The following is a 24843-nucleotide window of genomic DNA, read 5'->3' on the forward strand; positions in this document are numbered from 1 at the left end:
TGATGAGAGGCACTTTCATCAAAGATCCTGCGCCGAGACTGATGCGACTCTGTGGTTCCGCCGGGCGGCGAGACCGCATAGTGCAGACCCTGCGTACAGGCGCCGGGCGGCCAGTCTCACAGAGGTCTGTGAACGCGGCTTGACATGGATCAAGCGCTCGTTCCTCCCAGGGGAGCCAGCCGACCGTAATAACGGCGGCTTGATGCACGTCATCCTGTCCCGCTTCCACACGCCGGGGGAGAGCAGCCCGGAGCAATGAGACCCGCTCTGGCACCGGATCGTCGGAACAGTGTGAGCTGTGCCTGTTGTCGTGGAAGCATGGTTCGTTCGCTGATTGGGTGTGAGGGGGCGCCGGATGGGTCGGGTGGGTCGTTGGCTGTCGGTGATCTTCGGGTCGTTGGTGGTGTTCGGGTTGTGTGTGCTGCTGGGTGATCTGTTGTTGCCGTGGGATCAGTCGACGCGGATCGGGACAGGTGCGGGAGCCGGCGCAGTCATCGCGGGTGTGTTGGGGGCCTGGGCATCGTCCGTGATCGGGTCTCCGGTTCCGCCGGCTGCCACGGTGCCCGGAACGTCGACTGCCTCGGGTGAGCGGGCGGTGGCCACGCAGGACAATTCCGGGGTGATCATCACGGGGGACAACGGCACCGTTCAGCGATGACGAAGCCACCCACACCAGCCGCATCAGGAGACCATTCTGCTTCCGCGGCCAACAGTTCCGGCGTAATTTCCACCGGCGACCAGGCGCGGATCGAGCTGCGGAACCTTGTGCTGCATCCCAACGCCCTGCAACCGGCGGTCGCAGACGAGGTGTTAGCGCAGCTGAACAACCTGCCCGCACCGGACAGCCGTGTCTTCGAAGGCCGTGACAGTGCGCTCGGGGCTTTGCGGGAGTTGCCGTCGACGGGGACGGGGATCGTCAGCCAGACCGTGCGGGGAATGGGCGGAGTCGGCAAGAGCACCTTGGTCCTGCACCACGCCCACGCGTGCATGGCAGCTGGCCACGGTCCTGTGTGGTGGATCGACGCGTCATCGATCGCAGCCATCACGGCCGGTCTGGCTTCCCTGGCTGCTGCCGTCAACCCGGTGCACGCCGCCCTGCCACTCGATGATGCAGCCGACTGGGCCGTTGCCTGGCTGCAAGGACGCACCGGATGGCTGTTGGTGTTCGACAACGCGGAAGAGCCCGCCGACCTACACCCCTACCTCGGCCGGCTCAGCACCGGCCAGATCCTGGTCACCACCCGTCGCGACCTGCCCTGGCGCGACCTCGGAACGCCCCTACGCTTGGGCACGCTGGAACCGGAAGCCGCCGTGCGGGTGTTGCAGGAGATCACCGGACGCCAAGCAGACAGTGACGCTGCAGGGCTGGCTGATCTGGCCGAGGAACTCGGATATCTGCCCTTGGCCCTGCAGCAGGCCGGCGCCTACCTGGTACAGACCCGCGCCAGCACCACCAGCTACCTCACCCGACTACGGGCCGACCCAGCCGGTGTACTCGCAGCCACCACCCCCGGCGATTCTCAGCAGCGCACCATCGCCCAGTTGTGGAGCGTCACGTTCAGCGCCGTACAAGTTGAAGACCGGCACGCGGTTGAGTTGTTGAGGACATTGGCCTACCTTGCCCCCGATCCCTTGCCCCGCCATGTACTCACTACTGCCCTACCCACGATTCGGGACGTGGATTATGTGCTGGGCGTCCTTGCCGCGTACAGCCTGATCACCCTCACAGATCTCACGGTGACCGTTCACCGCCTTGTCCAGACCGTGCTGCGCTGCACCACCCCCGCACCCGCTCCAAGAGTGCAGTCCCGCGGAATCTGGCGACTGCTACGCCGGCCCCGGCCTCTCATCCCACATCACCCGAGCGAAACCGCCCTGAACCTGCTGCATACCTCGATGCCATCGGGTACTCCCGAGAACGTGCAGAGTTGGCCGCAATGGCAAGAGCTCCTGCCCCATGTGGAAGCCGTAAACACGCACTGCCATGGCACTGAAACGATCTCAAACCTTGCTGCGCTGCTGGGCCAGACTGCGTTCTATCTGACGGCCCGTGGTCAGGCCGCGGAAGCCCTGCCGTTGGAGGAGCGGGCGCTGGTCATCACCGAGGCAGCTCTCGGCCCCGACCACCCCGACACCGCCCTTCGCCTGGGCAACCTCGCCAGGACGTTCAGCGCGCTGGGGCGGCACGCGGAAGCCCTGCCGTTGGAGGAGCGGGCGCTGGCCATCACCAAGGCAGCTCTCGGCCCCGACCAGCCCGAAACCGCCACCTGCCTGGGCAACCTCGCCGGGACGTTCAGCGATCTGGGGCGGCACGCGGAAGCCCTGCCGTTGGAGGAGCGGGCGCTGGCCATCACCAAGGCGACCCTCGGCCCCGACCACCCCACCACCGCCCTTCGCCTGGGCAACCTCGCCGGAACGTTCAGCGCGCTGGGGCGGCACACCGAGGCCCTGCCGTTGGAGGAGCGGGCGCTGGCCATCACCGAGGCCGCCCTCGGCCCCGACCACCCCACCACCGCCCTTCGCCTGGGCAACCTCGCCAGCACGTTCAGCGCGCTGGGGCGGCACACCGAGGCCCTGCCGTTGAAGGAGCGGGCGCTGGCCATCACCGAGGCCGCCCTCGGCCCCAACCACCCCGACACCGCCCTTCGCCTGGGCAACCTCGCCAGGACGTTCAGCGCGCTGGGGCGGCACACCGAAGCCCTGCCGTTGGAGGAGCGGGCGCTGGCCATCACCAAGGCAGCTCTCGGCCCCGACCACCCCGAAACCGCCACCTGCCTGGGCAACCTCGCCGGCACGTTCAGCGATCTGGGGCGGCACACCGAAGCCCTGCCGTTGGAGGAGCGGGCGCTGGCCATCACCAAGGCGACCCTCGGCCCCGACCACCCCACCACCGCCCTTCGCCTGGGCAACCTCGCCAGGACGTTCAGCGATCTGGGGCGGCACACCGAAGCCCTGCCGTTGGAGGAGCGGGCGCTGGCCATCACCAAGGCGACCCTCGGCCCCGACCACCCCGACACCGCCACCTGCCTGGGCAACCTCGCCGGCACGTTCAGCGCGCTGGGGCGGCACACCGAGGCCCTGCCGTTGGAGGAGCGGGCGCTGGCCATCACCGAGGCGACCCTCGGCCCCGACCACCCCACCACCGCCATCCGTCTGAACAACCTCAGTGCGATCCGTGCAGCGCTGGAAGACCTAACAGGGGACGAACCCTAGCGACGCCAACCCCGCGCACCAAAGGTTGGCGACAGGAGCTCAGAAGGTTGCACTCGCCGAGGTGTTGCGCGCTCCACCAGGAGATCCCCGAGGACAAGCTCTCGCGGGTGTCGGCGTACGACTGGTTCGGCTCGATCGCGATGGTCCCGCTGGCCACGGCGCTGGCGGGTCCCGCGGAGCAGGCCTTCGGCCGTACGCCCGCGCTGTGGGGCTGCGCGACGCTGGTCGTGGTGGTCACGGCGGCGGTGCTGTGCGTTCCGGACGTCCGGAACCTGACGCGGCGGACCCGGCCGGTGGCACAGGGCGCCCCCGCTCCGGTGTCCGGCTCGGAGCGCGTGTCAGCCGATGCCGAAGGCTCCGCCGGGCGGCTCGGGTGACGGAACGGCGTTCTCGTCGCGCACCGGAGCGGCCCCGCCGATGAACTTCCGCAGCCCGGGGCCGTGTTCGACGCGCGCGGGAAAGGCGTCGGCGGCGGTACGACGGGCCAGGGCGGCCGTGTCGAGCGGGCGGTGGGAGGCCACGAGCACCGCGTTGCCGAAGCGCCGGCCGCGCAGCACCCCTGGTTCGGCGATGAGGGCGATCTCCTCGAACACCGTCGAGAACGTCGCGAGTTGGGAGCGGAGGAACGCGAACGGCGCCGCGTCCGCGAGGTTGGCGAGATAGACACCGTCGGGGCGCAGCACCCGCTCGGCGGCCCTCGCGTAGGCCGTGGACGTCAGGTGCGCCGGTACGCGCGAGCCGCCGAAGACGTCCGCGATCAGGATGTCCGCGGAGTCGGGGGCGGCGGCTTCGATCCAGGTGCGGGCGTCGGCGCCGTGCACCTCGATGCCCGCGCCGCCGGGCACCGGCAGATACTCGCCGATCATGGCCAGCAGGCCCTGGTCCGCCTCCACCACGTCCTGTCGGGAACCGGGCCGGGTGGCCGCCACGTAGCGCGGCAGGGTGAGCGCCCCGCCGCCGAGGTGCAGCACGTCCAGGTCGCGTCCCGGTTCCGCCACCGTGTCCAGCACATGCCCGAGCCGCCGTGTGTACTCGAACTCCAGATGCGTCGGCTCGTCCAGATCCACGTACGACTGGGGTGCGCCGTCCACCGTCAGCAGCCACGCCCTCTCGCGGTCCACGTCGGGCATCAGCTTCGCGGTCCCGTGATCCACGGCCCGCGTCACGGGTATCGGCTCGTCCACGGGTCCATTGTGCCGTCCTCACACTCCGCCGGCGGCCGGGGAGTCCGGCACCCTCCCCGCACAGGGCGCGCCGGCGCCCGCTCCCGGCCGGGCAGCGGAAACGGGTGCCCGCCATCTCGTGGCGGGCACCCGTGTCGGCATACCGGGCCGGGCGTCAGCCGACCGACGTCACCGTCCCGGCGCCGACCGTCCGGCCGCCCTCGCGGATCGCGAAGCCGAGGCCCGGCTCCAGCGGCACCTCGCGACCGAGCTCGACCGTCATGGTGACGGTGTCGCCGGGCCGGGCGACGGCCCGCTCGCCGAGGTCGACGTCGCCGACCACGTCCGCGGTGCGAATGTAGAACTGCGGCCGGTACCCGGTGGAGACGGCTGTCGTACGACCGCCCTCGCGCGTCGACAGGACGTACACCTGCGCCGTGAAACGACTACTCGGTACGACGCTGCCGGGCGCGGCGACGATGTGCCCGCGGCGGACCGCGTCGCGGGGCACTCCGCGCAGCAGCAACGCCACGTTGTCGCCGGCCTGCGCCTCCTCCATGGGCTTGCCGAAGGTCTCCAGGCCGGTGACCACCGTGTCGACGTCGGCGCCGAGCACCTCGACGCGGTCGCCGACGTGGATCGTGCCGCGCTCCACGGCACCGGTGACGACCGTTCCGCGTCCGGTGATGGTGAGCACGTTCTCGACCGGCATCAGGAACGGCGCGTCGAGATAGCGCTCGGGCATCGGCACATAGGTGTCCACGGCGTCGAGCAGCGCGTCGATCGCCGCCGTCCACCGCGGGTCCCCCTCAAGGGCCTTGAGGCCGGACACCCTCACGACGGGAACGGAGTCGCCCCCGTAGCCCTGCGAGGAGAGCAGCTCGCGGACCTCCAGCTCCACGAGGTCGGCGAGCTCCTCGTCCGCCATGTCGGATTTGTTCAGAGCGACCACGATGTGGTCGACACCCACCTGCCGGGCGAGCAGCACGTGCTCGGCGGTCTGCGGCATGATCCCGTCCAGCGCGGACACGACGAGGATCGCCCCGTCGAGCTGGGCCGCGCCCGTGACCATGTTCTTGACGTAGTCGGCGTGGCCCGGCATGTCCACGTGCGCGTAGTGCCGGGTGTCGGTCTCGTACTCGACGTGCGCGATGTTGATGGTGATGCCGCGCGCGGCCTCCTCCGGCGCCCGGTCGATCCGGTCGAACGGGACGTAGCGGGTGGAGCCGCCGGAGCCGCGCTCGGCGAGAACCTTGGTGATGGCGGCGGTCAGGGTGGTCTTGCCGTGGTCGACGTGACCCATGGTGCCGATGTTCAGGTGCGGTTTGGTGCGCACGTAAGCCGTCTTGGGCATGGCTGTACCTCGAAGCCTCTGCAGTGTCAGCTGAGCTGAGCGATGGCCCCGGCGCGAACGGGCCGGGACGGGGACCCCCAGGAGTTGCCGACCCTCCCCCTGCGGGGTCCGCCGGACAATCCGGGAAGGGTCAGCTTCGGGCGCCGTCGACGGCTGCCGTGATGATCGGGACGGCAGCCTTCGGCGCATCCGCGACTGCGGATGCTGCGAGGAGGAAGGCGTACCGGAACATGAGGAGATCATTGCCGACGCGTCTGCCCACGTCGAATGGTTTTCCGCGCTCCGTGGACCGGTGCGGTGCGGGCGGTGCAGGTGGTGCGGGCGGTGCGTCAGGGGCCGCAAGGGCGCGGGGTCCCGTGGAGGGTCGTCGGCGGCTCGCAGCCTCAGGGACCGATGTTCTTGAGGGCCTCGCGCACGGACAGCGGCGCGAGTCTTTCCCGCTCCGCGGCGACGAAGTCCCGTACGGCCTGCGGGTCGGTCTTGGCGTATTCGCGCAGACACCATCCGATGGCCTTGCGGATGAAGAAGTCGGGATGCCCGGACCGGCGGACGCAGTATGCGAAGAGGCGCCCGGTGTCGGTGGCCTCCTTGTAGCGGAGCTGGTGGAGCAGCGCCGTACGGGCGACCCACAGATCGTCGTCCTCGATCCAGGCGTCCATGTCGGTCCGCAGTGCGGGATCGGCGGCCACCAGGCCCCCCACCACATGCGCGGCGAGGGCGTCGACCGTGTCCCACCAGGAGACGGTGGAGACGAGATGCCGGGCCACCGGCAGGAAACCCGATGAGAGACGCGTCACATGGCGGCGCAGGTAGTCGACGGCGAAGTACTGGTACTCGCGTTCCGGCAGCTTCCAGCAACGCAGTGCGAGGGCCGTGCAGTCCTCCTCGTCGGGACGGGGGGTGTCCAGGAGCACGGTGCGGGACAGGGCACGGCGCTCGGGCGTCGTCAGCCCGAGGAAGGGGGCGATGTCCTTCATGTACGCGCGCATCGACGCGGCCCGCAGGGGGTCGGCGCCGGCCGGGTAGACGGCGGTGAGCCGTTCCAGCACGGTGTCCGCGAGGGTGCTGTCCGGCACCGCGAACCGCGCACCTGACGTTCCGGAAGCTGTGACGCCCATGAGACGAACCATACGGCGATCACACACACGCGTCGGCTACTGTCACCGGATGCTCGATGCCACCACCCGCTCTGGGGGCACCGCCACGGCCACTCCCCAGGCCGCCGCCACGGAGCTCACCGTCGCCGGCGACCTGGTCGTCGCCTCGGAGATCGCCGTCGCCGCACCCGCGTTCCTGACCGTCGCACGCACCGGCCCGGCCGCGCGTTGCATGAGAGCGCTGCTCTCGCCCTGGTCGCGGCTCTCCCTGCTGGTCGCGCTGCTCGCGGCGGCCGCGTCGAGCGTGCTGCTCTTCGAACCGCAGCGGCTGCTCGCCGGCGGCTGGCCGCCCCAGCTCGGCGGCGCCGCGGCGTCCGTCGCGTTCGCCGTGGCGTACGGGCTGTGCACCGTCGCGTTCGTGCCCCGGCCGCTGCTCAACCTGGCGGCCGGCGCCCTGTTCGGCTCCCAACTGGGCCTGGGCACCGCACTGGTGGGCACGGTGCTCGGCGCCGGTGTCGCCTTCGGGCTCGGCCGGATCCTCGGACAGGACGCGCTGCGGCCGCTGCTGCGGGCCCGCTGGCTGAGAGCGGCGGACGGTCAGCTCAGCCGGCACGGCTTCCGCTCGATGATGGCGGCCCGGCTGTTCCCCGGTGTGCCGTTCTGGGCCGCCAACTACTGCGCGGCCGTCTCCCGCATGGGCTGGCTGCCCTTCCTGCTCGCGACGGCGCTCGGCTCGATCCCGAACACCGCCGCGTACGCCGTCGCCGGCGCCCGCGCGTCGTCGCCGACCTCCCCGGCCTTCCTGATCGCGATGGCCTTCATCGCGGTCCCCGCCCTGGTCGGAGCGGTGGTGGCCTGGCGCAAGCGCCACCACCTGCGCGGCCACTGAGACACGGCGGCCGCTACGGGCGTACGGCCTCCAGAATCATCGCGTTGGCCAGTCCACCCGCCTCGCACATCGTCTGCAGCGCGTAGCGGGCCCCACGGGCGCGCATCGCGTGCACGAGGGTCGTGGTGAGGCGGGTGCCGCTCGCGCCGAGCGGGTGGCCGATCGCGATCGCTCCCCCGTGCACGTTGACCTTGGACAGGTCGGCTCCCGTCTCCTGCTGCCAGGCCAGGACGACGGCGGCGAAGGCCTCGTTCACCTCGAAGAGGTCGATGTCGCCGAGGTCCAGCCCGGCCTTGCGCAGCACTTTCTCGGTGGCCGGGATGACGCCGGTGAGCATCAGCAGCGGGTCCGAACCGGTGACGGCGAAGCTGTGCAGACGGGCGATGGGCCGCAGGCCGAGGCGGGCGGCGGTCTCGCTCGACGTGATGAGCACGGCGGACGCGCCGTCGTTGACCGGGCTCGCGTTCCCGGCCGTGACCGACCAGTCGATCTGCGGGAAGCGTTCGCCGAAGGCGGGGTCGTAGTAGGCGGGCTTCAGTCCGGCGAGTATCTCGGGGGTGCTGCCGGGACGGACGCTCTCGTCCCGGGTGACACCTTCCAGGGGCGCGACCTCGGCGTCGAACAGACCGCCGCTCCACGCCTCGGCGGCCTTCCGGTGCGAGTCGACGGCGAAGGTGTCCATCCGCTCGCGGGTGATGCCCCACTTGGCGGCGATGAGCTCGGCACTGATGCCCTGCGGCACCAGACCCTCGGGATAGCGCTCGGCGACCCCGGGCCCGAAGGGGTCCGCGCCCGCCGGCACGTTGGACCACATCGGCACACGGCTCATCGATTCCACACCGCAGGCCACGACCATGTCGTACGCCCCCGACATGACGCCCTGCGCGGCGAAGTGCACGGCCTGCTGCGAGGAGCCGCACTGGCGGTCCACCGTGGTCGCGGGCACCGTCTCCGGGAATCCCGCGGAGAGCACGGCGTACCGGGTGGTGTTCATGGCCTGCTCGCCGATCTGGTCGACGGTGCCGCCGATGACGTCGTCGATCAGCGCCGGGTCGACCCCGGAGCGCTCGACGAGGGTGCGGAGCGTGTGGGCGAGGAGTTCCACGGGGTGGACGTGGGCGAGGGAGCCGTTCGGCTTGCCCTTGCCCACCGGGGTGCGTACGGCTTCGACGATCACGGCGTCACGCATGGGATGCCTCTCAGGTCTGTGAGGTCGGGGAACCGGCGACCGGACGGGTCCGGCCCTCGGTCAAGGCGAGTGAGTTTGATTTTCCAACTCTCCAAGTGACCCAAGAGTAACCGAGTGGGTTGGAACTTCCAACCCACTCGGTAGACTGATGCCATGAAGGACGCCCGCCCCTGCTCGATCGCCGCGACGCTCGCCCTCGTCGGCGAGAAGTACTCCCTGCTGGTCCTGCGCGAGGTGTCGCTCGGCGCCACCCGCTTCGACCAGCTGGTGCGCAACACCGGCGCGCCTCGCGATGTGCTGACGACCCGGCTGAAGCGTCTCGTCGAAGCCGGGCTGCTGGAGAAGGCGGAGTACAGCGACCGCCCCAAGCGCTACGAGTACCGGCCCACGCGGGCGGGTCTCGAACTGGAACCCGTCCTGCTCACCCTGATGGCATGGGGCGACCGGCACCTCCAGGAGGACGGCTTCCGGCCCATGGTGCTGGAGCACACCTGCGGCCACGAGCTGGTCCCCCAGGTGGTCTGCCGGGAATGCGGCGAAGAGGTCGAGCACGACGCCCTCACGGCCCACCCGCAGGCCCCGGGCTGGACCGTGACGGGGCCCGCGGTCAGAGCCGGGTGACCTCGTAGGTGACCGGTCACCTCGTACAGGGCCGGGTGACCTCGTAGGTGAACGGTCACCTCGTACGGGACCGGTCACCTCGTCCGCGGGAAGGGAGGTGCGCCCGAATCGCCTCTCCTCGCGTGGACGCGACCGTACGCCCTACTCTGCCCTCTCGTAGACATCGAGCCGTCCGCACATTCCGAACCGGCCCCGCGCCGCAGGACGTTCGGCTCGCACGACGGCCGCGGCGAGATGCGAGGCGTCGCCCCGCTCCAGTCGGTCGAGCTGGTCCCCCGTGGCAGCGGCGGCCGCCTCGGCGCCACGCCGCCACCGTTCGCGCCACTCCGCGAGGAGTGGCCGCACCAGGGCAGCGGCGGCCCGGTGGAACGCCGCGAGCGGCGCGGGTCCGTCCGCGTCGCGCAACGCCCGGTACCCCTCCAGGGCGAGATCGCGCCGGGCGCGGGCGAAACGCGCCTGCTCCTCCTCGGGCGCGTCCGCCGGGACGACGACGGCCGCAGCGTAGGTCCCGGGATCGGTCAGGTACTCCGGAGGCAGGGTGATGACCGCGTCACCCGCCTCCGGCAGGCCGTTGTTCTGCATGAGCACGGTGATGCGCAGGTCCTGCTCGTTGACGAGCCGGTGGATCGTGCCCGGCGTGAACCAGGCGACCGTGCCGGGCGCGAGCGGCGTCACCTCGTACCCCGATGCGGTCAGCGTCTGGACCGAACCGTGCCCGCCGGTGACGACGTACGCCTCCGAACAGGTCAGGTGCAGATGGGGAGTTCCGCCGCACACGCCGTCCGCCGAGGGCCAGTCGTACACCCGCAGGTGCGACACGGCGACGGCTCCCGGGAGCCCCGGGAAGCCGAGCCCCGGGAAGCCGGGAGTCACGGCGCTCACCAGGGGTGCTCCGCCAGGTACTTGACGATGTCCTCGCGTTCCCAGCCCCCTTCGGCGACGACCACCCGGTAGCGGCGGGCGAAGGTGTCGCCGGGCGCGAGTTCCAGTTCGTCGAAGAAGGCCGGGGACGGGGCGACCGCGGCGAAGGGGTCGTTGCGCACGAACCAGTGGGCCGGGTGGGTGCCCCGGGATCCGGAGTGGTCGTTCTCGGGTGCGTGCGCGAAGACCAGGGTGGCGTGACCGTCGGAACCGTCGTGCTCCGCCGAGTACGCGAGCCAGGGTGCCTGCCGCCCCATCAGCCCGGGCCCTTCGGAGTCCGGTCCGATGACCCGGCCGTCCCGGAAGGCGCGCGGCCCGCGCCAGAACAGGCCCGTGTAGCCGGCCATCTCGCGCCCCGCGGTCGTCGGACTGCCGAAGCGCAGGGGCTCCTCGCGGCGGTTGGTGACGGCGGAACTCCAGGTCAGCGCCCAGGAGCCCGCCCCGGGATCGACGTCGTGCACCTCGACGCGGCGCTCCTCGTCGGCCCACAGCTCACCATCGTACGGATGCCAGGTGAGCCGCTCGGAGATGACCGCGCGACCCCCCTCCGTGGCGACCTCCTCGAAGGCGACGTGCGTCATCGACCCGACACGCTCGGGGAGTTCGAGATACCCCTCGCCGCGGACGTAGGTGTTGCCGCCCCACAGGTTCTGGCCGGAGAGGTGCGAGGCCGTCATCTGGAGGCCCTTGTGCCAGCGGTGGTCGTTCGGGCGGTAGTCCGTGACGACGTTGCCGGCCAGTGTCCGCAGCGGATGCAGATACGGCTTCGGGGACTCCCAGGCGGCCTCGGGACGGTAGACGTAGTTCAACAGCTCGACGCCGGTGGAGACTTCGCTGATCGCGATGCGCTCCCCGTGCGTGTGGACGATCCGCAGACCGGACTCCGACGGCTCGCTCATGCCCGGGCCTCCGCACTGGCCGTCACGGGAGCGGCCCCCTCGGGCTGACCGGTCCCGTCCGGCGCATCCGGCCGCAGGACCCCGTCCACCACCTCCGACGGACCGGTCCCGCCCACCACCTTCGACCGACCGCTCCCGTCCGGCGCCACCGCCGGACCGGTCCCGTCCGTTGCCTCGGGCTCGGCGGGTGCCCAGCCGGGCGCGCCGCCGTGCAGCGCCGTGTAGTACGGGTCTCCCGGACCGATCTCCCCCGCGCGGACGGTCGTGTCCGTGAACGCCGACTTGTAGAGCGCGGTGATCAGCTCCAGGCTGGTCCGCCCGTCGGCACCACTGCTGCGCGGCCGTTCGCCCGCCCGCATGCTCGCGACGAGGTCCCGGAGCTGCGCGAGGTGCGAACTGGGCACGTCCGCACCGAAATCCCGCCAGGCCGCGACCTCCGCCTCCGAGACATCGGGGACCGGGGTGATCCGCCAGCTGTCGTTGCTGTGGCCGTACAGGTGGGTGAGCTCGACGGTGGCGCGCTCGCAGTCGAGACGGATGCGGCTGACCTCGTCGGGACTCAGGACGCTGTTGACGACGGTCGCCAGGGCGCCGTTCGCGAAACGGACCAGTGCGGTCGAGACGTCCTCCGTCTCGATGTCGTGCACCAGCCGACCGGTCATCGCGCGCACCTCGGTCCACGGCCCCAGCAGATCCAGCAGCAGATCCATCTGGTGGATGCCGTGTCCCATCGCGGGCCCGCCGCCCTCGGTCGCCCAGCGGCCGCGCCAGGGTACGGCGTAGTAGGCGGCGTTGCGGTACCAGGTCGTCTGGCAGTGAGCGACGAGCGGCCGGCCCATGGCCCGCTCCGCGATCAGGCGCCGTACATGCCGGGCGCCCGAGCCGAAGCGGTGCTGGAAGACGATCGCGGCGTACGGTCCGCCGTCCGCGCCCTCCTCCGCCTCGACGGCGTCGAAGTCGGCGAGCGTCGGCACGGGCGGCTTCTCGCACCACACCCAGGCGCCGGCCCGCAGCGCGGCGACGGTCTGCTCGCGGTGCAGGGTGGGCGGGGTGCAGACGGCGACCAAATCGGGCCGCTGCTCGTCGAGCATCCGGTCCAGGTCGGTGTACGCGTGCGGAATCCCCGCCTCGGCGCAGAACCGCCGGACCGCGTCCTCGGCGATGTCCACCGCGGCGACGATCTCCGTCTCGCCCTCCTCGGCGAGCCGGGCGAGTGCGGGGTGATGACTCCCGCGTGCGATGGCACCCGCGCCGACGACGGCGGCCCTGATGCGGCGGCCGTCGAGGGGCTCAAGGGGGGTGTTCACGGCACGGCCCGTTGAGGCCTGGCGGTCGATTGCGGTGCGGGATGCGGTCATCTACCTGATCAGCGCTCCATCGGACGTGAGTCAGACGTGATGTCGGACGTGATGTCGGACGTGATGCAAGACGTGATGTCGGACGTCGGCCAACGCGTGCCACCCGCCACCGAACGGACGCGATCCGGCGACAGCAAGCGCTTTCCCCATCGATGCAACGTAAGCGGCGGCCGGGCGGCCGGTCAACACCGCGGTCACCGCGCCGTCACTCCCCATCACGCCAGGGGCCGGACCGAGGCGGGGCGAGGCCGGGGCGAGACCGGCGCGGAGGCGGGGCGGGGTTGGACCGGGGGCGGCACCGGACCGGGGCGGGGCCAGGTCCGGCGACCGACCACCCCGGGGGCCGATAACCATCGATCACCAGGGACAACCGCGCTGGCACGCCGACGCCGGAAGGCTGCCCCTGCACGGCTGCGAAGCCCCTGTGGCCGGGCTGTCGCACGCGGACGCTACGCTGCCTTCTACACCCGTGATCACTTCGTACCGCGATACGGCGTGCCCGTCGCCCCTTCCACGACCAGCACTTGGACCACGTAACTTCATGTCTTGGTTTGAATCCCTCATCCTCGGACTCGTCCAGGGGCTGACCGAATTCCTTCCCGTCTCCTCCAGCGCGCACCTGCGGCTGACCGCGGCGTTCGCGGGCTGGGAGGACCCCGGTGCCGCCTTCACCGCCATCACGCAGCTCGGCACGGAGGCCGCGGTACTGATCTACTTCCGCAAGGACGTGGGACGGATCCTGTCGGCGTGGTTCCGCTCGCTCACGAACAAGGCGATGCGCAGCAACCACGACGCGCAGATGGGCTGGCTGGTGATCGTCGGCTCGATCCCGATCGGTGTCCTCGGGATCACGCTCAAGGACCAGATCGAGGGACCGTTCCGCGATCTGCGGGTCACAGCCACCATGCTGATCGTGATGGGCATCGTCATAGGCATCGCCGACCGGCTCGCGGCACGTGACGAGACGGGCGGGAAGCACCGGGCGGCCAAGCAGCGCAAGGTACTCGAGGACCTGAACACCAGGGACGGCCTGCTGTACGGCGTCTGCCAGGCGATGGCGCTGATCCCGGGAGTCTCCCGCTCAGGCGCGACCATCAGCGGCGGTCTCTTCATGGGCTACAGCCGTGCGGCGGCGGCCCGATACTCCTTCCTCCTCGCCATGCCGGCCGTCCTCGCCTCCGGCACCTTCGAGCTGAAGGACGCGGCCGCGGAGGGCCATATATCCTGGGGCCCCACCATCTTCGCGACGATCATCGCCTTCGGTGTCGGTTACGCGGTGATCGCCTGGTTCATGAAGTTCATCTCCCACAAGAGCTTCATGCCGTTCGTCTGGTACCGGATCGCCCTCGGCATCGTCATCATCGCGCTGGTCAGCACGGATGTCCTCAGTCCACACGCTGCCGAATCCGCGGGCTGAGAGTCGCTGTTCCCGAGAGTTCTTGACGCAAGAGGCGAAGGTGAAGACCTCGGCCGCGCAACGACGCTAGCCTCTCGCGCCATGCACGAGATGAAGCCGATGAAGTCCCCGATCCTCCAGATCCGACCCATCATCCCCGTGCAGGAACAGGGCGAGCGCATCTGCTCCATGGCCACGCGAGGGAAGTGCGCGCATCCGCTGGTCGCCGAGGTGCAGGTGCTGTTCGAGGACGGCACCCGGCCGCGCTGGAACGTCTGCGGGGAATGGCTGACCGGCCATCCCGATGCCATCACCCACATCACGAACAAGGGTTTCGCGCCGCCCGCCGAGGCCTGACAGCCCTCCGCCCCGCCAGACATCACTCCAGCGGGGCGGTTTCGAGTAGCTGACCACGCCTACAGACGCGAATAGTTGCCCACACTCTATGTGCCGCCACTGACACCCTTCTGGCTGGGTGAGCTCCCCCCGTCGGCCAGTTCCGGGTGGGCATCGAGAGGAACGGCGACGCCCTGTTCCGAGCGAGGCTCCGCTGACAGCTCGACCCCCCTGCGGCAGACTCACCAACCCAGTCTGCGACGAAGGGGTTGTGATGGCGGAGTTGGACTACGAGATGCTGCAAGCGCGGGCTCTCGACAACGTGGACCAGTCATGGAGCGCGGCCGGCGCCGACAACAGGGAGGCCGAGGCCCGCCTTCTCGCCATCGCGCAGATACAGGCCCTGCTCTCCGTCGGCGCTGCGCTGCGAGAGGTCGCCGAGGCGGTCCGGGAGCAAAGGTAGCCACGGAGAATCGCCCCCGTTCCCCCGCCGTTGTTGCGGCGAGGAGGCGGGGGCGACGTCGTTCAACGTTCACCCGGGCCGACAGCCTCTGAGCTGAATGAGCCGTAGGCCGTCTGGCCGAACAGTTCTGCGGACTCCGGTGGGGCGTTTTAGCGTGGTCTCCCCGACTGGAGGTGGAGCATGCCGAAAGAACCAACGCTGGGCCGGTTGGGCATGGAAGCGCGAAGTGTGAAGTTCCCGGATGGCAGCCGCGGGGTCATCCTTGTAAAGGCGGGGATCCCCCAGAACGAGGCGGATGCGCTCGCGGCGCAGGTGTGGGCGGAACGGCCGGAGGCGGGCGGGCAGCCGAAGACCTGAGGGCACGCGAAAGTCCCCGGATCGCTCCGGACCGGCGGAGGTGGAACGGCGGGCGTTCACTACGCCATGTGCCGGCCGCTGCCCCAAGGCAGTGCGAGCCGGTCGCCTTCGGCGCGGGGCAACATAGACATTGGACTGACGGGTTTGACGGTTGATTGTGCTGCATGGATGAACACTGCCCTGCCTGCGGGAAGCCTCGTGTTCGCCGACACGGTCGAGCGCTGCTCACTTGCGGCGACGCTGCGTGCGGATACGAACTGCGAGCGCGGAAGCTGCGAGGACGGGTGTACGGGAATCGTGGCGGCGGGCCGCCGAGGAAGGCCGAGGCCACGTATAACGCGATCCACGTTCGGGCCCGGCGCGCATTCGCAGGCATGCCGTGCGAACTCGCAGACGACACGTGCCGAGGCAGGATCGAGATGGCCCTGCGAGTGGACGTCCCTCCGCAGTTGCTGTCCCAGTCCCCCGAAGGGGCGCCGTACTACACCGGGTTGAACACGGAGGACGCGTACCGTCCGCTGTGCCGATCGCACCACGGGCGAGAGGGTGCGCTGCGTGCTGCGGCCCATCGATCGCCAGCCATCGCGGCGGGCGTGATCCGCGACAGACTCCAGAGGGAGCACGACTGCGTCGGCGAGAGCTGTAAGCCGTGCCGACTTCTGGTGGAATTCGACTCTGTGCCGAAGCGCTCGTCGCAGAACGGGCAGGGCGGTTCGGCCATGGTGTTCCTCCTGGGGTGGGCGGGCAGCCGGAACCGCCACCCGCGACGGGGACCCGGACGGGTCAGGCAGGCTCGGCTGCGCGCCGTAGAACAGCCGGGCCGTCCTGTGCGGCGAGTGCGCCCGCCTGCCACCGCCGTCACGGAATCACAGTCCGGGGGCCGTCGTCTCCGGGACAACTGAAGCCGCTGGACAAGGAGTTCGACGAACGGCGGGGCGTCGGTCGCGTGCGCCGTGACGAAGGGCATACGGGTTGAGTAGCCGTCCGGTAGCGCAGTGTCAGTCCTTGCCCCTAGGCTGGTGCGCATGTCCCCCGATTTCACTCCGTCTGGTTCCGTGCGGTCTGCCGCCGCGTTAAACGAACAGATCCGCGCCCTGTGGACGCGGGCAGGCGGCTCCCTGTCCGCACAGGAGCGGGCGGAGTACGAGCTGTTGGTCGTGAAATGGGCCGAGGCGATTCGCGGGGAGATCATCGAGGCGGCGTAGGGTCGTTCGCGATTCCGACATACACGGGTCGACTCATCACGTGCACAACCACCGCAGCGATACGTCGACTTGGGCGCCCCTGGAGCAGCCGGGGCTCACCGCCCGCCGGACACCCGCAGCACCGCCCCCGTCGTGTACGACGCGTCGGGCGACATCAACCACGCGACGGCGGCGGCGATTTCCTCCGCCCGGCCGACGCGGCGCAGCGGAATCGACGAGGCGGCACGCTCGGCGCGGTCCGGGTCGCCCATCGTCGCGTGCATCTCGGTGTCGATCATGCCGGGCGCGACCGCGTTGACACGGATGCCGTCGGGACCGAGTTCCTTGGCGAGTCCGATGGTCAGCGCGTCGACGGCCGCCTTGCTCGCCGCGTAGTGCACGAATTCGCCGGGACTGCCGAGTGTGGCCGCCGCGGAGGAGACATTCACGATGACGCCGCCTCCCAGATCTGCCATGGAACGGGCGGCACGACGCGAACACAGCAGCGTGCCGAGCAGGTTGACCTCGATCACGCGCCGCAGATCGGCGGGGTCGGCGTCCGCGAGCCGCCCGAGCGGTCCGGTCACCCCGGCGTTGTTCACCAGCCCCGTCACCTGCCCCAACCGGTCCTCGGCCGTGTCGAAGAGCCGCTCGACGTCGGCCTCGTCGGAGGTGTCCACGCGCACCGTGACACAGCGCGCCCCGGCCGCGCGGACGGCGGTCGCGGTCCGCTCGGCGGCCTCACCGTCGCTCACATAACCGACGGCCAGGTCGTGCCCGTCCGCCGCGAGACGTGTACAGGTCGCGGCTCCGATCCCCCGGCTGCCACCCGTGACGATCGTGACAGGACGTGCCATAAGGGCCTCCAAGTGCGGCGGACGAGTCATCGACGGATCGGCGGGGGTCGTCGACAGGCGTGGAGAATATCCCCGCGCAACCTCTTGGCGTGGCAACCCTCGTAGCCAACACTGAGCCGATGACGCAGCGTGTGGAGCTCGCGACCGTGCTGGACCGGTTCGCCGTGGACGCAATCGTCACCGCGTACGCGGTGGCAGTGGACGACGGCGACTGGGAGGCGTACCGAGGGCTGTTCACGTCGGACGGACGCGCCGACTACCGCTCCGCCGGCGGCATCGACGGCGATGCCACCGAGGTCGCCGGATGGCTTGCGCAGAGCCTGGAACTGTTCGCGATGCGCCAGCATTTGATCGTCAACCGGCGCGTGCGGTTCGGCGTCCTGGATCAGGACACCGGCGACACGGCCGAGGTACAGGCGGACTACATCAATCCGATGCGGCTCGCGGGGCAGGACGGGGACTCCACCGCGCCCGACTTCGTGTGCGGTGGCCGGTACGCGTTCGGCCTGCTGCGCACCGACGACGGCTGGCGCCTGCGCCAGGTGGTCGTCCAGGAGAAGTGGCGCCGGTTGCCGCAACCCCGGCACGCGCCGACGAACACGTGAGCCATCCGCTCCCTCGTCACGCGGCCGCGCCCTGTCGAGATCCCGTGCGCCGAATTCCCCCTGTCGGAGATCGCCGCCGACGCGCACACTGGAGAGACCACCGGGGAGGGAGGCGAAGGGATGAAGAGGCCCGATCGTTTGTTCGGCGGATGGCTGGTCTCCCCCTGGCGGCGCGGCGTCGTCGCCGCACTGGCGGGTGCGCTGCCCATGTTGGCCTTCCCCGCCCCGTCCTGGTGGTGGTTCGCGTACATCGCGCTGGTGCCCTGGATCCTGCTGGCCCGCTCGGCTCCCACAGGCAGGCGTGCCGCCTACGACGGCTGGTTCGGCGGGCTCGGTTTCATACTGGCCGTGCATCATTGGCTGCTGCCGAGCCTGCACATCTTCACGGTGCTCATAGCGGCGCTGCTCGGCGCGCTGTGGGCCCCGTGGGGCTGGCTCGTCCGGCGGTTCCTGGCCGGGGTGCCGTCACCGGGCCAGGTCGGCGGCGCCCTCCTCGTCCTGCCTTCGGGGTGGCTGATGGTGGAACTCGCCCGGTCCTGGCAGGGCTTGGGCGGTCCCTGGGGTCTGCTCGGATCGAGCCAGTGGCAGGTGGAGCCCGCGCTGCGGCTGGCCTCGGTCGGCGGGGTGTGGCTGCTCAGCTTCCTGGTGGTGGCGGTCAACGTCGCGGTCGCCGTGCTCGTCTCGGTGCGTGAGTCCCGTATGCCCGCCGTGGCCGGACTGGTCGCGACGGCCGCCGCGACCTCGGCCGCCTGGGTGTGGTCGCCGCGCCCGGATGTCGACGGCCGGGTACGGATCGCCGTCGTGCAGCCCGGTGTCGTGGACGGCGGCACGAGCGGCGACAAGCGGTTCGCGCGGGAGGAGGCGCTCACCCGGGAACTCGCGGGCCAGGGCGCCGACCTGGTCGTCTGGGGGGAGAGCAGCGTCGGATTCGACCTGGCCGACCGGCCCGATCTGGCCCACCGCATCGCGACGCTGTCCCGCGAGGTCGGCGCCGACATCCTGGTGAACGTCGACGCGCGCCGATCCGACCGGCCCGGCATCTACAAGAGCTCGGTCCTGGTGGGACCACAGGGTCCCACCGGCGACCGGTACGACAAGATGCGGCTGGTCCCGTTCGGCGAGTACGTGCCCGCGCGTTCCCTGCTCGGCTGGGCCACCTCCGTGGGCAAGGCCGCCGGCGAGGACCGGATGCGGGGCACGGAGCAGGTGGTGATGAACGTCGGGCACGGGCTGCGTGTCGGCCCGATGGTCTGCTTCGAGACGGCGTTCCCCGACATGAGCCGCCATCTCGCTCAGGACGGCGCCGAGGTGCTGCTCGCCCAGTCCTCGACTTCGAGCTTCCAGCACAGCTGGGCGCCCGAGCAGCATGCCTCGCTCGCCGCGCTGCGCGCCGCCGAGACGGGCCGCCCCATGGTGCACGCGACGCTCACCGGCGTCTCCGCCGTCTACGGCCCGAGGGGTGAGCGCATCGGCGTCTGGCTCGGCACCGGCGCGAGCGGGGCGATGGTGTACGAGGTGCCCCTGGCCCGGGGCGTCACGCCGTACGTCCGGTTCGGTGACTGGCCGGTGCACGCCGCCCTGCTGGTGCTGGCGGCGCTGTGCGTGACGGAGGGCGCGCGTACGTTCAGGCTGCGGCGGACTGCTCCTGAACCGCTCGTACCACCCGCTCGCACAGCTCATGAGTCGCCAGCGCGTCCCGGGCGCTGAGCACCTTGCCCGCGCGCACGGCGTCGAGGAACGCGAGGACCACCTGCTCGATGCCGCGCTGTCTGGCCACCGGCACCCAGTCCCCGCGCCGTCGCACGGTCGGCTGCCCCTTGTGGTCGATCACCTCGGCGAGGTTGACCACCTGTCGCTTGGTGTCCTGGCCCGAGACCTCGAGGATCTCCTCGTTCGAACCGCTCAGCCGGTTCATCACACCGAGTGCCGTGAATCCGTCCCCGGCGAGCTGGAGCACGACGTGGTGCAGCAGCCCCTCCTCGGTACGGGCCCGCACCGTCACGTCGTCGACCGGACCCGGCACCAGGAAGCGCAGGGTGTCGACGACGTGGATGAAGTCGTCGAGGACCATGGTGCGGGGCTCCTCGGGCAGCCCTATGCGGTTCTTCTGCATCAGGATCAGCTCGCGCGGGTGTTCGACGCACTGTGCGTATCCGGGCGCGTGACGCCGGTTGAAGCCGACGGCGAGGCTGACGTTCCGCTCCTCCGCGAGCCGCACCAGCCGTTCCGATGCGGCCAGCTCGTACGCGAGCGGCTTGTCGACGTACGTCGGTACGCCCGCCTCCAGCAGGCGCGTGACGATCTCGGGGTGGGCGACGGTGGCCGCGTGCACGAACGCCGCGTCGAGGTCCTGGTCCAGCAGGTCCGCCAGGTCGGTGTGGCGCTGCGCCCGCGGCAGGTGAAGGGTGTCGGCGACCCGGTCGAGCGTGGCCGGGTTCCGCGTCTGGAGATGCAGCTCGATCCCGGGCTGCACACCGAGCACCGGCAGATACGCCTTCTGCGCGATGTCGCCGAGTCCGATGCAGCCGACCTTCACAGGGGTCTCCTTCAGTTGCCGACGCTGGTCCCGTCGGAAGCATACGGCCGCTGCGGCGACCGCCGATCGGCGATTCCGTCGAAGCTCCGCTGCAAGAGCGCGGGCCACGTCCTGGAGAAAGCCGTGATCTCCGTGTTCCGCAGGGGCGGTACCGGCGCGGGTTGATCGTCATGTTCATCCGGGCCACCTGGAGGGCCTTCCGGGCGATGGCGGCCGTTCGGGGTACCCGCGTCCGCCGAGCACGCGGCCAGGTCGGCGCCCCGCCCCGCCCCGGCCAACCTGGACTCCGGCCCGCCTCGGCCATCCCGGACTCCGGCCCCGCCCCCGTCGCACCACGCACCCCGGCAGCGGGTCAGCTCGCCGATGTCGGTGCCCGCCGGAGGAGCGGAAGGATCACTCGTGTGGGGCATCCTGCGCTTCTCCGCTCCCCAAAGGGGCCCGGAACCCAGCAGAGTTGCGTGGGTGTATCGAACGACGACGACCGCAACGCTCCTGGTCGCCGTGGCAGTCACCGCCCTCTCGGGCTGTGTGACCGTCCAGCGGCCACCCGCCTCCGGCTCCCCTTCCGCCCCGTCCGGGAACGCCACACCGCATCCGGAGACGCAACCCCAGATCGTGCAGGCACCGGCTCAGGAGGCGCTGGAACGCGTCGGTCCTTCACACAAGCCTTCACCCGACACGGCGTCCCGGCACCGGGCGGCTCCCCCACCGCAGGCCGCGCCACCCGCGGCCCCTCCACGGCACGCCCACCCGGCCCCGCGTCCCGAACCGCGCCACCCGAAACCCCGCGTCGCCGGCCCGCCCGGCACCCCCGACGTGCCGAAGCGCAGGCGTGCGGATGTGTGCGCCCTCGGCAGGAAATACGGGGGGTGGAACGCGGACAGCCCGGAGGCTGTCATCTGCAGGAGAATGTACGGACACTGACGGTGCCTGCGCGCCGGCTCAAGCGCGGCAGCGCACCCCGGGGAGCCGGCGCTCAAGGCCACGCGCCCTCGCGGGACGGGGTTCAGGGCCGCTGTCTGGGCGGTCCCAGAGTCTCTCCCCCGGGGCCGCCGAAACGGTCGCGTCCACCGGTCTCCGCCGAGGTGCCGGCGCCCTGGAGCCTCAGCTCCAGGCGGCCGATCGCCGCGCGGACGCCGTCCCCGTAGCTGTCGTCGCCCAGGGCGCCGACCGCGCCGCGCGCGCGGCGCAGATGAGTACGGGCGGCCTCCGAGCGACCGAGCTTCACATAGTCGGCGGCGAGGCTCAGATGCAGCGAGGGATAGAACACGCGCACGGCGAGGGACTGGTGGGGCTCGGCGACCCCGCCGTCGCTCAGTTCCTCGGCCGCGGACAGGGCCCGCAGGTCCCAGGCGAGTTCGTCCGCGGGGTCGTCCTGGGTGTCGGCCATGTAGTGCGCCAGTGTGCAGCGGTGCAGGGCGTCACCGCCGTCGCCGATCTCCCCCCACAGATCCAGGAAACGGCCCCGGGCCTCCTCGCGGTCACCGGCGTGGTGCAGCATGACGGCCTGTCCGATCCGGGTCATCATGGCGTCCGGCGCCGCCTGCTCCTGTTGCTCCGCCACCGCGTCCTCCAGGCTCGTCACTGTCCCTCACGACGCTAGCCGGAGCCACTGACAATCCCGCTCAGGCGCCCCCGTACGCCGCTGGGCCAGGCCGGTGACGGTCCTGCCCAGCGGCTCGGCTGTCAGCCCAGGTCCGGGATGCGCCAGTCGATCGGCTCATGGCCCTGGGCGGCCACGGCCTCGTTGATCTGCGTGAACGGACGCGAGCCGAAGAACTTCTTCGCGGACAGTGGTGAGGGGTGCGCCCCCTTCACTACCACGTGCCGCTCCTCGTCGATCAGCGGGAGCTTCTTCTGCGCGTAGTTGCCCCACAGCACGAAGACCGCCGGGTCGGGGCGATCGGCCACCGCGCGGATGACCGCGTCCGTGAACTTCTCCCAGCCCTTGCCCTTGTGCGAGTTCGCCTCGCCGGAGCGGACGGTCAGCACCGCGTTGAGCAGCAGCACGCCCTGCTCGGCCCACGGCATCAGATAGCCGTTGTCCGGGATCGGGGTGCCCAGCTCCTCCTTCATCTCCTTGTAGATGTTCCGCAGCGAGGGCGGGGTCTTCACGCCCGGGCGGACCGAGAAGCACAGGCCATGCCCCTGGCCCTCGCCGTGGTACGGGTCCTGACCGAGGACCAGCACCTTCACCCGCTCGTACGGTGTGGCGTCGAGCGCGGCGAAGACCTCCTCCCGCGGCGGGTAGACGGGACCCTTGGCGCGCTCCTCCTCGACGAACTCGGTGAGTTCCTTGAAGTAGGGCTGCTGCAGCTCCTCACCCAGGACGCCGCGCCAGGACTCGGGCAGCATGGCGATATCGGTCACGTCAACTTCCTTCGATGTGCGGTGACTTCCAGACCACAGAACCTACCGTCGCCCACTGACAATCGGTTCCGGACCCACCTCGAAGGCCAGGGGTGCCGGGCGCTCGGGCGGCGCACCGCCGACCGGTTGCCGGTGCCCCAGCAGGGCGCCGCCGACCGGTTGCCGGGGTCTCCGGCAACCGACCCGGGTCCGCTACCAGCTGGTCTTGCGGCTCAGCTCCCACATCGTCATGATCGTCGACGGGTCCAGGGCCCGCTCGCCGCCCGAGATCTCCTCGCTCTCGGCCACGTACTGCCTGCCCTGCCACAGGGGCAGCAGCCGGGCGTCGTCGACGAGGATCTGCTGGGCCTCCTCGAACTCCTTGACCACGGCGGCACGGTCGCTCACACCGCGCGACTCGGGCAGCAGGTCGTTGGTGATCCGCGGGGCCGGATAGGGCGTACCGAGCGCGTTCTGCTCGCCGACGAAGGGCGCAATGAAGTTCTCGGCGTCCGGGAAGTCGGGGAACCAGCCGCGTCCGAAGACCGGGTACTCGCCGTTGCGGTAGCCCTCTTCGTACGTCTTCCAGGGGCGGCTCTTGAGCGTGACGGTGAACAGGCCCGAGCCTTCGAGCTGGCTCTTGAGTTCGCGGAACTCCGGAGCGGTCTCGGAGCCGTAGCGGTCGGTCGTGTACCAGAGGGTGAGCGGGACTCGCTCGTTGATGCCCGCGTCCAGCAGGATCTTGCGGGCCTTGGACGTGCTGGGGCTGCCGTATTCGTCGAAGTAGCCGGTGGTGTGCCCGATCAGGCCCGCGGGGACCATCGAGTAGAGCGGGTCGACGGTGCCCTTGTAGACCTTGTGCGCGATGGCCGGCCGGTCGACGATCTGAGCGATCGCCTTGCGGACCGCGGGCTTTCCGGCCCACTTGTCCTTCGGGTTGAAGACCAGATAGCTGATCTCGGTGCCCGCGCCGTCGACGAGCTGGATGTCCTTCCGGGAGCCGCGGCCGTGGAGGGCGACGATGTCCGAGGCGGCGAGGCCCCGGTAGGTGACGTCGATCTTCCCGTCCCGCAGGGCCCCGACCATCTGGGCCGAGTCCTGGAAGTAGCGGATCGTGACCGCGCTGTTCTTGCGCTGGGCGAAGCCGTCGTAGTGATCGTTCCTGACGAGCTCGGCCTCCTTGCCCTCCGTGTAGGACCGCAGGCTGTAGGGCCCGGAACCGAAGACCTTGTTGTCCTTGCGCAGGGCGTCGGCGGGGTAGTCGTCGGGGTCGACGATCGACATCGCCGGGGTGGCCAGGACGAACGGGAAGGTGGCGTCCGGCTTGTTGAGGTGGAACACGACCTCACGCTCGCCCAGCACCTGGACCCGGTCGAGACTGCCGAGCAGGCCGGCGGGGCCGCCGCGTACACCGATCTTCCTGATCCGGTCGATGGAGTGCTTGACGGCCCGGGCGTCGAGCGTGTCCCCGTCGGAGAACTTCATGTCCGGACGCAGTTCGCAGCGGTAGGTGCGATTGGTTCCGTCCGTGAACGCGCACTTCTTGGCGGCGTCGGGCTCCGGGGTGACCGCGCCGGTTGGATAGCCCAGCAGCGTCTGGTAGATGTTGCGGAACAACTCCCACGAGCCGTCCCAGGAGGCGGCCGGATCCAGCGTGCTGGGGGCGCTGGTGGTGCCCACCACGATCGGTCCTTTGTCTTCGGACGATCCCGAGGGAAGAACCCCGCATCCGGCCACCAAAGTTATGGACGTGATCGCCGCCAGCTGTCGCAGGCATCGGTTCCGGTTGGACACGCGCTCGCTCCTCGATCTGCCGTACCAAGGGTCGGCAGACCATACCGCAGCACCCCGCCGCGGGAACCATGTTCGCAGCAGGGCACTTGATCAGCACGTTTGTGACTACGTTGTCAGAGTTCTGTGATTCGCTCCACGCACCGGATATCGGACGCTCTGTCGCTCGGCGCGGGCGCCGGTCTTGTCAACTCCCGACAAAGGGCCGGTCGGTCGTCCCCACGCGCGGGGCTCGGGGCCCCGGCGCGCGGAAAGCGTCCGACCG

At 70.5% G+C, this 24843-nt stretch carries 23 protein-coding genes and 1 pseudogene; 12 read left to right on the forward strand and 12 right to left on the reverse strand.

The annotated features are described in order from the left end of the window. The first annotated feature begins 364 nt into the window (after window positions 1-364). From ABZX90_RS37325 to ABZX90_RS37335, 3 genes and pseudogenes are all read left to right on the forward strand, one after another. Window positions 365-658, forward strand: a complete 294-nt coding sequence (locus tag ABZX90_RS37325; protein WP_355212642.1) for a hypothetical protein — start codon at window positions 365-367, stop codon at window positions 656-658. Next, window positions 655-3213 (forward strand): FxSxx-COOH system tetratricopeptide repeat protein, encoded by a 2559-nt coding sequence (gene fxsT / locus ABZX90_RS37330; protein ID WP_355212645.1) that lies wholly within the window; start codon window positions 655-657, stop codon window positions 3211-3213. Before ABZX90_RS37325 ends, fxsT begins: the two co-directional genes overlap by 4 nt. Window positions 3214-3281: 68 nt before the next feature. Next, window positions 3282-3590: pseudogene (locus tag ABZX90_RS37335) on the forward strand (MFS transporter); the annotation flags it as partial. On the opposite strand, the gene ABZX90_RS37340 reads toward ABZX90_RS37335, so the two are convergent. The 3 genes from ABZX90_RS37340 to ABZX90_RS37350 all read right to left on the reverse strand — a co-directional run bounded on the left by ABZX90_RS37340 (window position 3552) and on the right by ABZX90_RS37350 (window position 6848). Next, entirely contained in the window at window positions 3552-4397 is an 846-nt protein-coding gene (locus ABZX90_RS37340) for a fused MFS/spermidine synthase (protein ID WP_351133925.1), read from the reverse strand. The pseudogene ABZX90_RS37335 and the gene ABZX90_RS37340 sit on opposite strands and share 39 nt — an antisense overlap. Window positions 4398-4551: 154 nt before the next feature. Then, window positions 4552-5730: an elongation factor Tu gene (gene tuf, locus ABZX90_RS37345; RefSeq protein ID WP_351133927.1), complete on the reverse strand. Its 1179-nt coding sequence runs from the start codon at window positions 5728-5730 to the stop codon at window positions 4552-4554. Between the two features lie 383 nt (window positions 5731-6113). Continuing rightward, window positions 6114-6848 (reverse strand): DNA alkylation repair protein, encoded by a 735-nt coding sequence (locus ABZX90_RS37350; protein ID WP_351133929.1) that lies wholly within the window; start codon window positions 6846-6848, stop codon window positions 6114-6116. Window positions 6849-6897: 49 nt separating this feature from the next. Here ABZX90_RS37350 and ABZX90_RS37355 point away from each other — a divergent pair, with 49 nt between their 5' ends. After that, window positions 6898-7716, forward strand: coding sequence for a VTT domain-containing protein (locus ABZX90_RS37355; protein ID WP_351133931.1), 819 nt, complete (start codon window positions 6898-6900; stop codon window positions 7714-7716). A gap of 13 nt (window positions 7717-7729) precedes the next feature. Here ABZX90_RS37355 and ABZX90_RS37360 read toward each other — a convergent pair whose 3' ends face one another. Beyond that, window positions 7730-8905: a thiolase family protein gene (locus tag ABZX90_RS37360; RefSeq protein ID WP_355212650.1), complete on the reverse strand. Its 1176-nt coding sequence runs from the start codon at window positions 8903-8905 to the stop codon at window positions 7730-7732. A 153-nt stretch (window positions 8906-9058) separates the two neighbouring features. Between ABZX90_RS37360 and ABZX90_RS37365 the strand changes: the two genes are divergently transcribed. Next, complete coding sequence (locus tag ABZX90_RS37365) at window positions 9059-9526, forward strand: helix-turn-helix domain-containing protein (RefSeq protein ID WP_355212653.1); 468 nt, start codon at window positions 9059-9061, stop codon at window positions 9524-9526. A 141-nt stretch (window positions 9527-9667) separates the two neighbouring features. On the opposite strand, the gene ABZX90_RS37370 is transcribed toward ABZX90_RS37365, so the two are convergent. The 3 genes from ABZX90_RS37370 to ABZX90_RS37380 are packed head-to-tail and all read right to left on the reverse strand — an operon-like array spanning window position 9668 to window position 12653. Beyond that, window positions 9668-10408 (reverse strand): cupin, encoded by a 741-nt coding sequence (locus ABZX90_RS37370; protein WP_355212656.1) that lies wholly within the window; start codon window positions 10406-10408, stop codon window positions 9668-9670. Further along, entirely contained in the window at window positions 10405-11346 is a 942-nt protein-coding gene (locus tag ABZX90_RS37375) for a PmoA family protein (RefSeq protein WP_355212659.1), read from the reverse strand. The genes ABZX90_RS37370 and ABZX90_RS37375 overlap by 4 nt, the downstream gene beginning before the upstream one ends. Continuing rightward, window positions 11343-12653, reverse strand: a complete 1311-nt coding sequence (locus ABZX90_RS37380) for a Gfo/Idh/MocA family oxidoreductase (protein WP_355212662.1) — start codon at window positions 12651-12653, stop codon at window positions 11343-11345. The genes ABZX90_RS37375 and ABZX90_RS37380 overlap by 4 nt, the downstream gene beginning before the upstream one ends. 592 nt (window positions 12654-13245) lie before the next feature. Between ABZX90_RS37380 and ABZX90_RS37385 the strand changes: the two genes are divergently transcribed. From ABZX90_RS37385 to ABZX90_RS37405, 5 genes are all read left to right on the forward strand, one after another. After that, entirely contained in the window at window positions 13246-14121 is an 876-nt protein-coding gene (locus tag ABZX90_RS37385; protein ID WP_351133944.1) for an undecaprenyl-diphosphate phosphatase, read from the forward strand. An 81-nt stretch (window positions 14122-14202) separates the two neighbouring features. Further along, window positions 14203-14457 carry a hypothetical protein gene (locus tag ABZX90_RS37390; RefSeq protein WP_355212665.1) on the forward strand — a complete coding sequence of 85 codons (255 nt, stop codon included), beginning with the start codon at window positions 14203-14205 and terminating at the stop codon, window positions 14455-14457. Window positions 14458-14710: 253 nt separating this feature from the next. Continuing rightward, window positions 14711-14899 carry a hypothetical protein gene (locus ABZX90_RS37395; RefSeq protein ID WP_351133948.1) on the forward strand — a complete coding sequence of 63 codons (189 nt, stop codon included), beginning with the start codon at window positions 14711-14713 and terminating at the stop codon, window positions 14897-14899. 180 nt (window positions 14900-15079) lie between these two features. Beyond that, a complete protein-coding gene (locus ABZX90_RS37400; protein WP_355212668.1) occupies window positions 15080-15256 on the forward strand; it encodes a hypothetical protein in 177 nt (58 codons plus the stop codon). 1025 nt (window positions 15257-16281) lie between these two features. After that, on the forward strand, window positions 16282-16461 hold the full coding sequence (locus ABZX90_RS37405) for a hypothetical protein (protein ID WP_266756208.1): 180 nt from the start codon (window positions 16282-16284) through the stop codon (window positions 16459-16461). A gap of 95 nt (window positions 16462-16556) precedes the next feature. Here ABZX90_RS37405 and ABZX90_RS37410 read toward each other — a convergent pair whose 3' ends face one another. Continuing rightward, window positions 16557-17297, reverse strand: coding sequence for a glucose 1-dehydrogenase (locus ABZX90_RS37410; protein WP_355212671.1), 741 nt, complete (start codon window positions 17295-17297; stop codon window positions 16557-16559). Window positions 17298-17416: 119 nt separating this feature from the next. Between ABZX90_RS37410 and ABZX90_RS37415 the strand changes: the two genes are divergently transcribed. After that, window positions 17417-17902, forward strand: coding sequence for a nuclear transport factor 2 family protein (locus tag ABZX90_RS37415; RefSeq protein ID WP_351133954.1), 486 nt, complete (start codon window positions 17417-17419; stop codon window positions 17900-17902). A gap of 120 nt (window positions 17903-18022) precedes the next feature. After that, the gene (gene lnt / locus ABZX90_RS37420) at window positions 18023-19609 is read left to right on the forward strand and encodes an apolipoprotein N-acyltransferase (RefSeq protein ID WP_355212674.1); all 1587 of its coding nucleotides are present in this window, start codon (window positions 18023-18025) and stop codon (window positions 19607-19609) included. On the opposite strand, the gene ABZX90_RS37425 is transcribed toward lnt, so the two are convergent. The 4 genes from ABZX90_RS37425 to ABZX90_RS37440 form a co-directional block, all read right to left on the reverse strand. Then, the gene (locus tag ABZX90_RS37425; RefSeq protein WP_351133959.1) at window positions 19527-20438 is read right to left on the reverse strand and encodes a Gfo/Idh/MocA family oxidoreductase; all 912 of its coding nucleotides are present in this window, start codon (window positions 20436-20438) and stop codon (window positions 19527-19529) included. The two genes, lnt and ABZX90_RS37425, sit on opposite strands and share 83 nt — an antisense overlap. A 1006-nt stretch (window positions 20439-21444) precedes the next feature. Then, window positions 21445-22002 carry a hypothetical protein gene (locus ABZX90_RS37430; protein WP_351133961.1) on the reverse strand — a complete coding sequence of 186 codons (558 nt, stop codon included), beginning with the start codon at window positions 22000-22002 and terminating at the stop codon, window positions 21445-21447. A 122-nt stretch (window positions 22003-22124) separates the two neighbouring features. Beyond that, window positions 22125-22808 carry a uracil-DNA glycosylase gene (locus ABZX90_RS37435; protein WP_351133963.1) on the reverse strand — a complete coding sequence of 228 codons (684 nt, stop codon included), beginning with the start codon at window positions 22806-22808 and terminating at the stop codon, window positions 22125-22127. Window positions 22809-23000: 192 nt separating this feature from the next. Continuing rightward, window positions 23001-24581: an ABC transporter substrate-binding protein gene (locus tag ABZX90_RS37440; protein WP_351133965.1), complete on the reverse strand. Its 1581-nt coding sequence runs from the start codon at window positions 24579-24581 to the stop codon at window positions 23001-23003. Window positions 24582-24843: the final 262 nt, after the last annotated feature.

This window comes from Streptomyces sp. NPDC002935, assembly GCF_040611295.1.
Classification (GTDB): domain Bacteria; phylum Actinomycetota; class Actinomycetes; order Streptomycetales; family Streptomycetaceae; genus Streptomyces.

Bases quoted from the DNA above. Each gene is read 5' to 3' on its own strand.
- fxsT (WP_355212645.1), top strand. From the start codon at position 655: ATGACGAAGCCACCCACACCAGCCGCATCAGGAGACCATTCTGCTTCC.
- tuf (WP_351133927.1), bottom strand. From the start codon at position 5,730: ATGCCCAAGACGGCTTACGTGCGCACCAAACCGCACCTGAACATCGGC.
- ABZX90_RS37350 (WP_351133929.1), bottom strand. From the start codon at position 6,848: ATGGGCGTCACAGCTTCCGGAACGTCAGGTGCGCGGTTCGCGGTGCCG.
- ABZX90_RS37355 (WP_351133931.1), top strand. From the start codon at position 6,898: ATGCTCGATGCCACCACCCGCTCTGGGGGCACCGCCACGGCCACTCCC.
- ABZX90_RS37360 (WP_355212650.1), bottom strand. From the start codon at position 8,905: ATGCGTGACGCCGTGATCGTCGAAGCCGTACGCACCCCGGTGGGCAAG.
- ABZX90_RS37365 (WP_355212653.1), top strand. From the start codon at position 9,059: ATGAAGGACGCCCGCCCCTGCTCGATCGCCGCGACGCTCGCCCTCGTC.
- ABZX90_RS37375 (WP_355212659.1), bottom strand. From the start codon at position 11,346: ATGAGCGAGCCGTCGGAGTCCGGTCTGCGGATCGTCCACACGCACGGG.
- ABZX90_RS37385 (WP_351133944.1), top strand. From the start codon at position 13,246: ATGTCTTGGTTTGAATCCCTCATCCTCGGACTCGTCCAGGGGCTGACC.
- ABZX90_RS37390 (WP_355212665.1), top strand. From the start codon at position 14,203: ATGCACGAGATGAAGCCGATGAAGTCCCCGATCCTCCAGATCCGACCC.
- ABZX90_RS37395 (WP_351133948.1), top strand. From the start codon at position 14,711: ATGGCGGAGTTGGACTACGAGATGCTGCAAGCGCGGGCTCTCGACAAC.
- ABZX90_RS37400 (WP_355212668.1), top strand. From the start codon at position 15,080: ATGCCGAAAGAACCAACGCTGGGCCGGTTGGGCATGGAAGCGCGAAGT.
- ABZX90_RS37405 (WP_266756208.1), top strand. From the start codon at position 16,282: ATGTCCCCCGATTTCACTCCGTCTGGTTCCGTGCGGTCTGCCGCCGCG.
- ABZX90_RS37410 (WP_355212671.1), bottom strand. From the start codon at position 17,297: ATGGCACGTCCTGTCACGATCGTCACGGGTGGCAGCCGGGGGATCGGA.
- ABZX90_RS37415 (WP_351133954.1), top strand. From the start codon at position 17,417: ATGACGCAGCGTGTGGAGCTCGCGACCGTGCTGGACCGGTTCGCCGTG.
- lnt (WP_355212674.1), top strand. From the start codon at position 18,023: ATGAAGAGGCCCGATCGTTTGTTCGGCGGATGGCTGGTCTCCCCCTGG.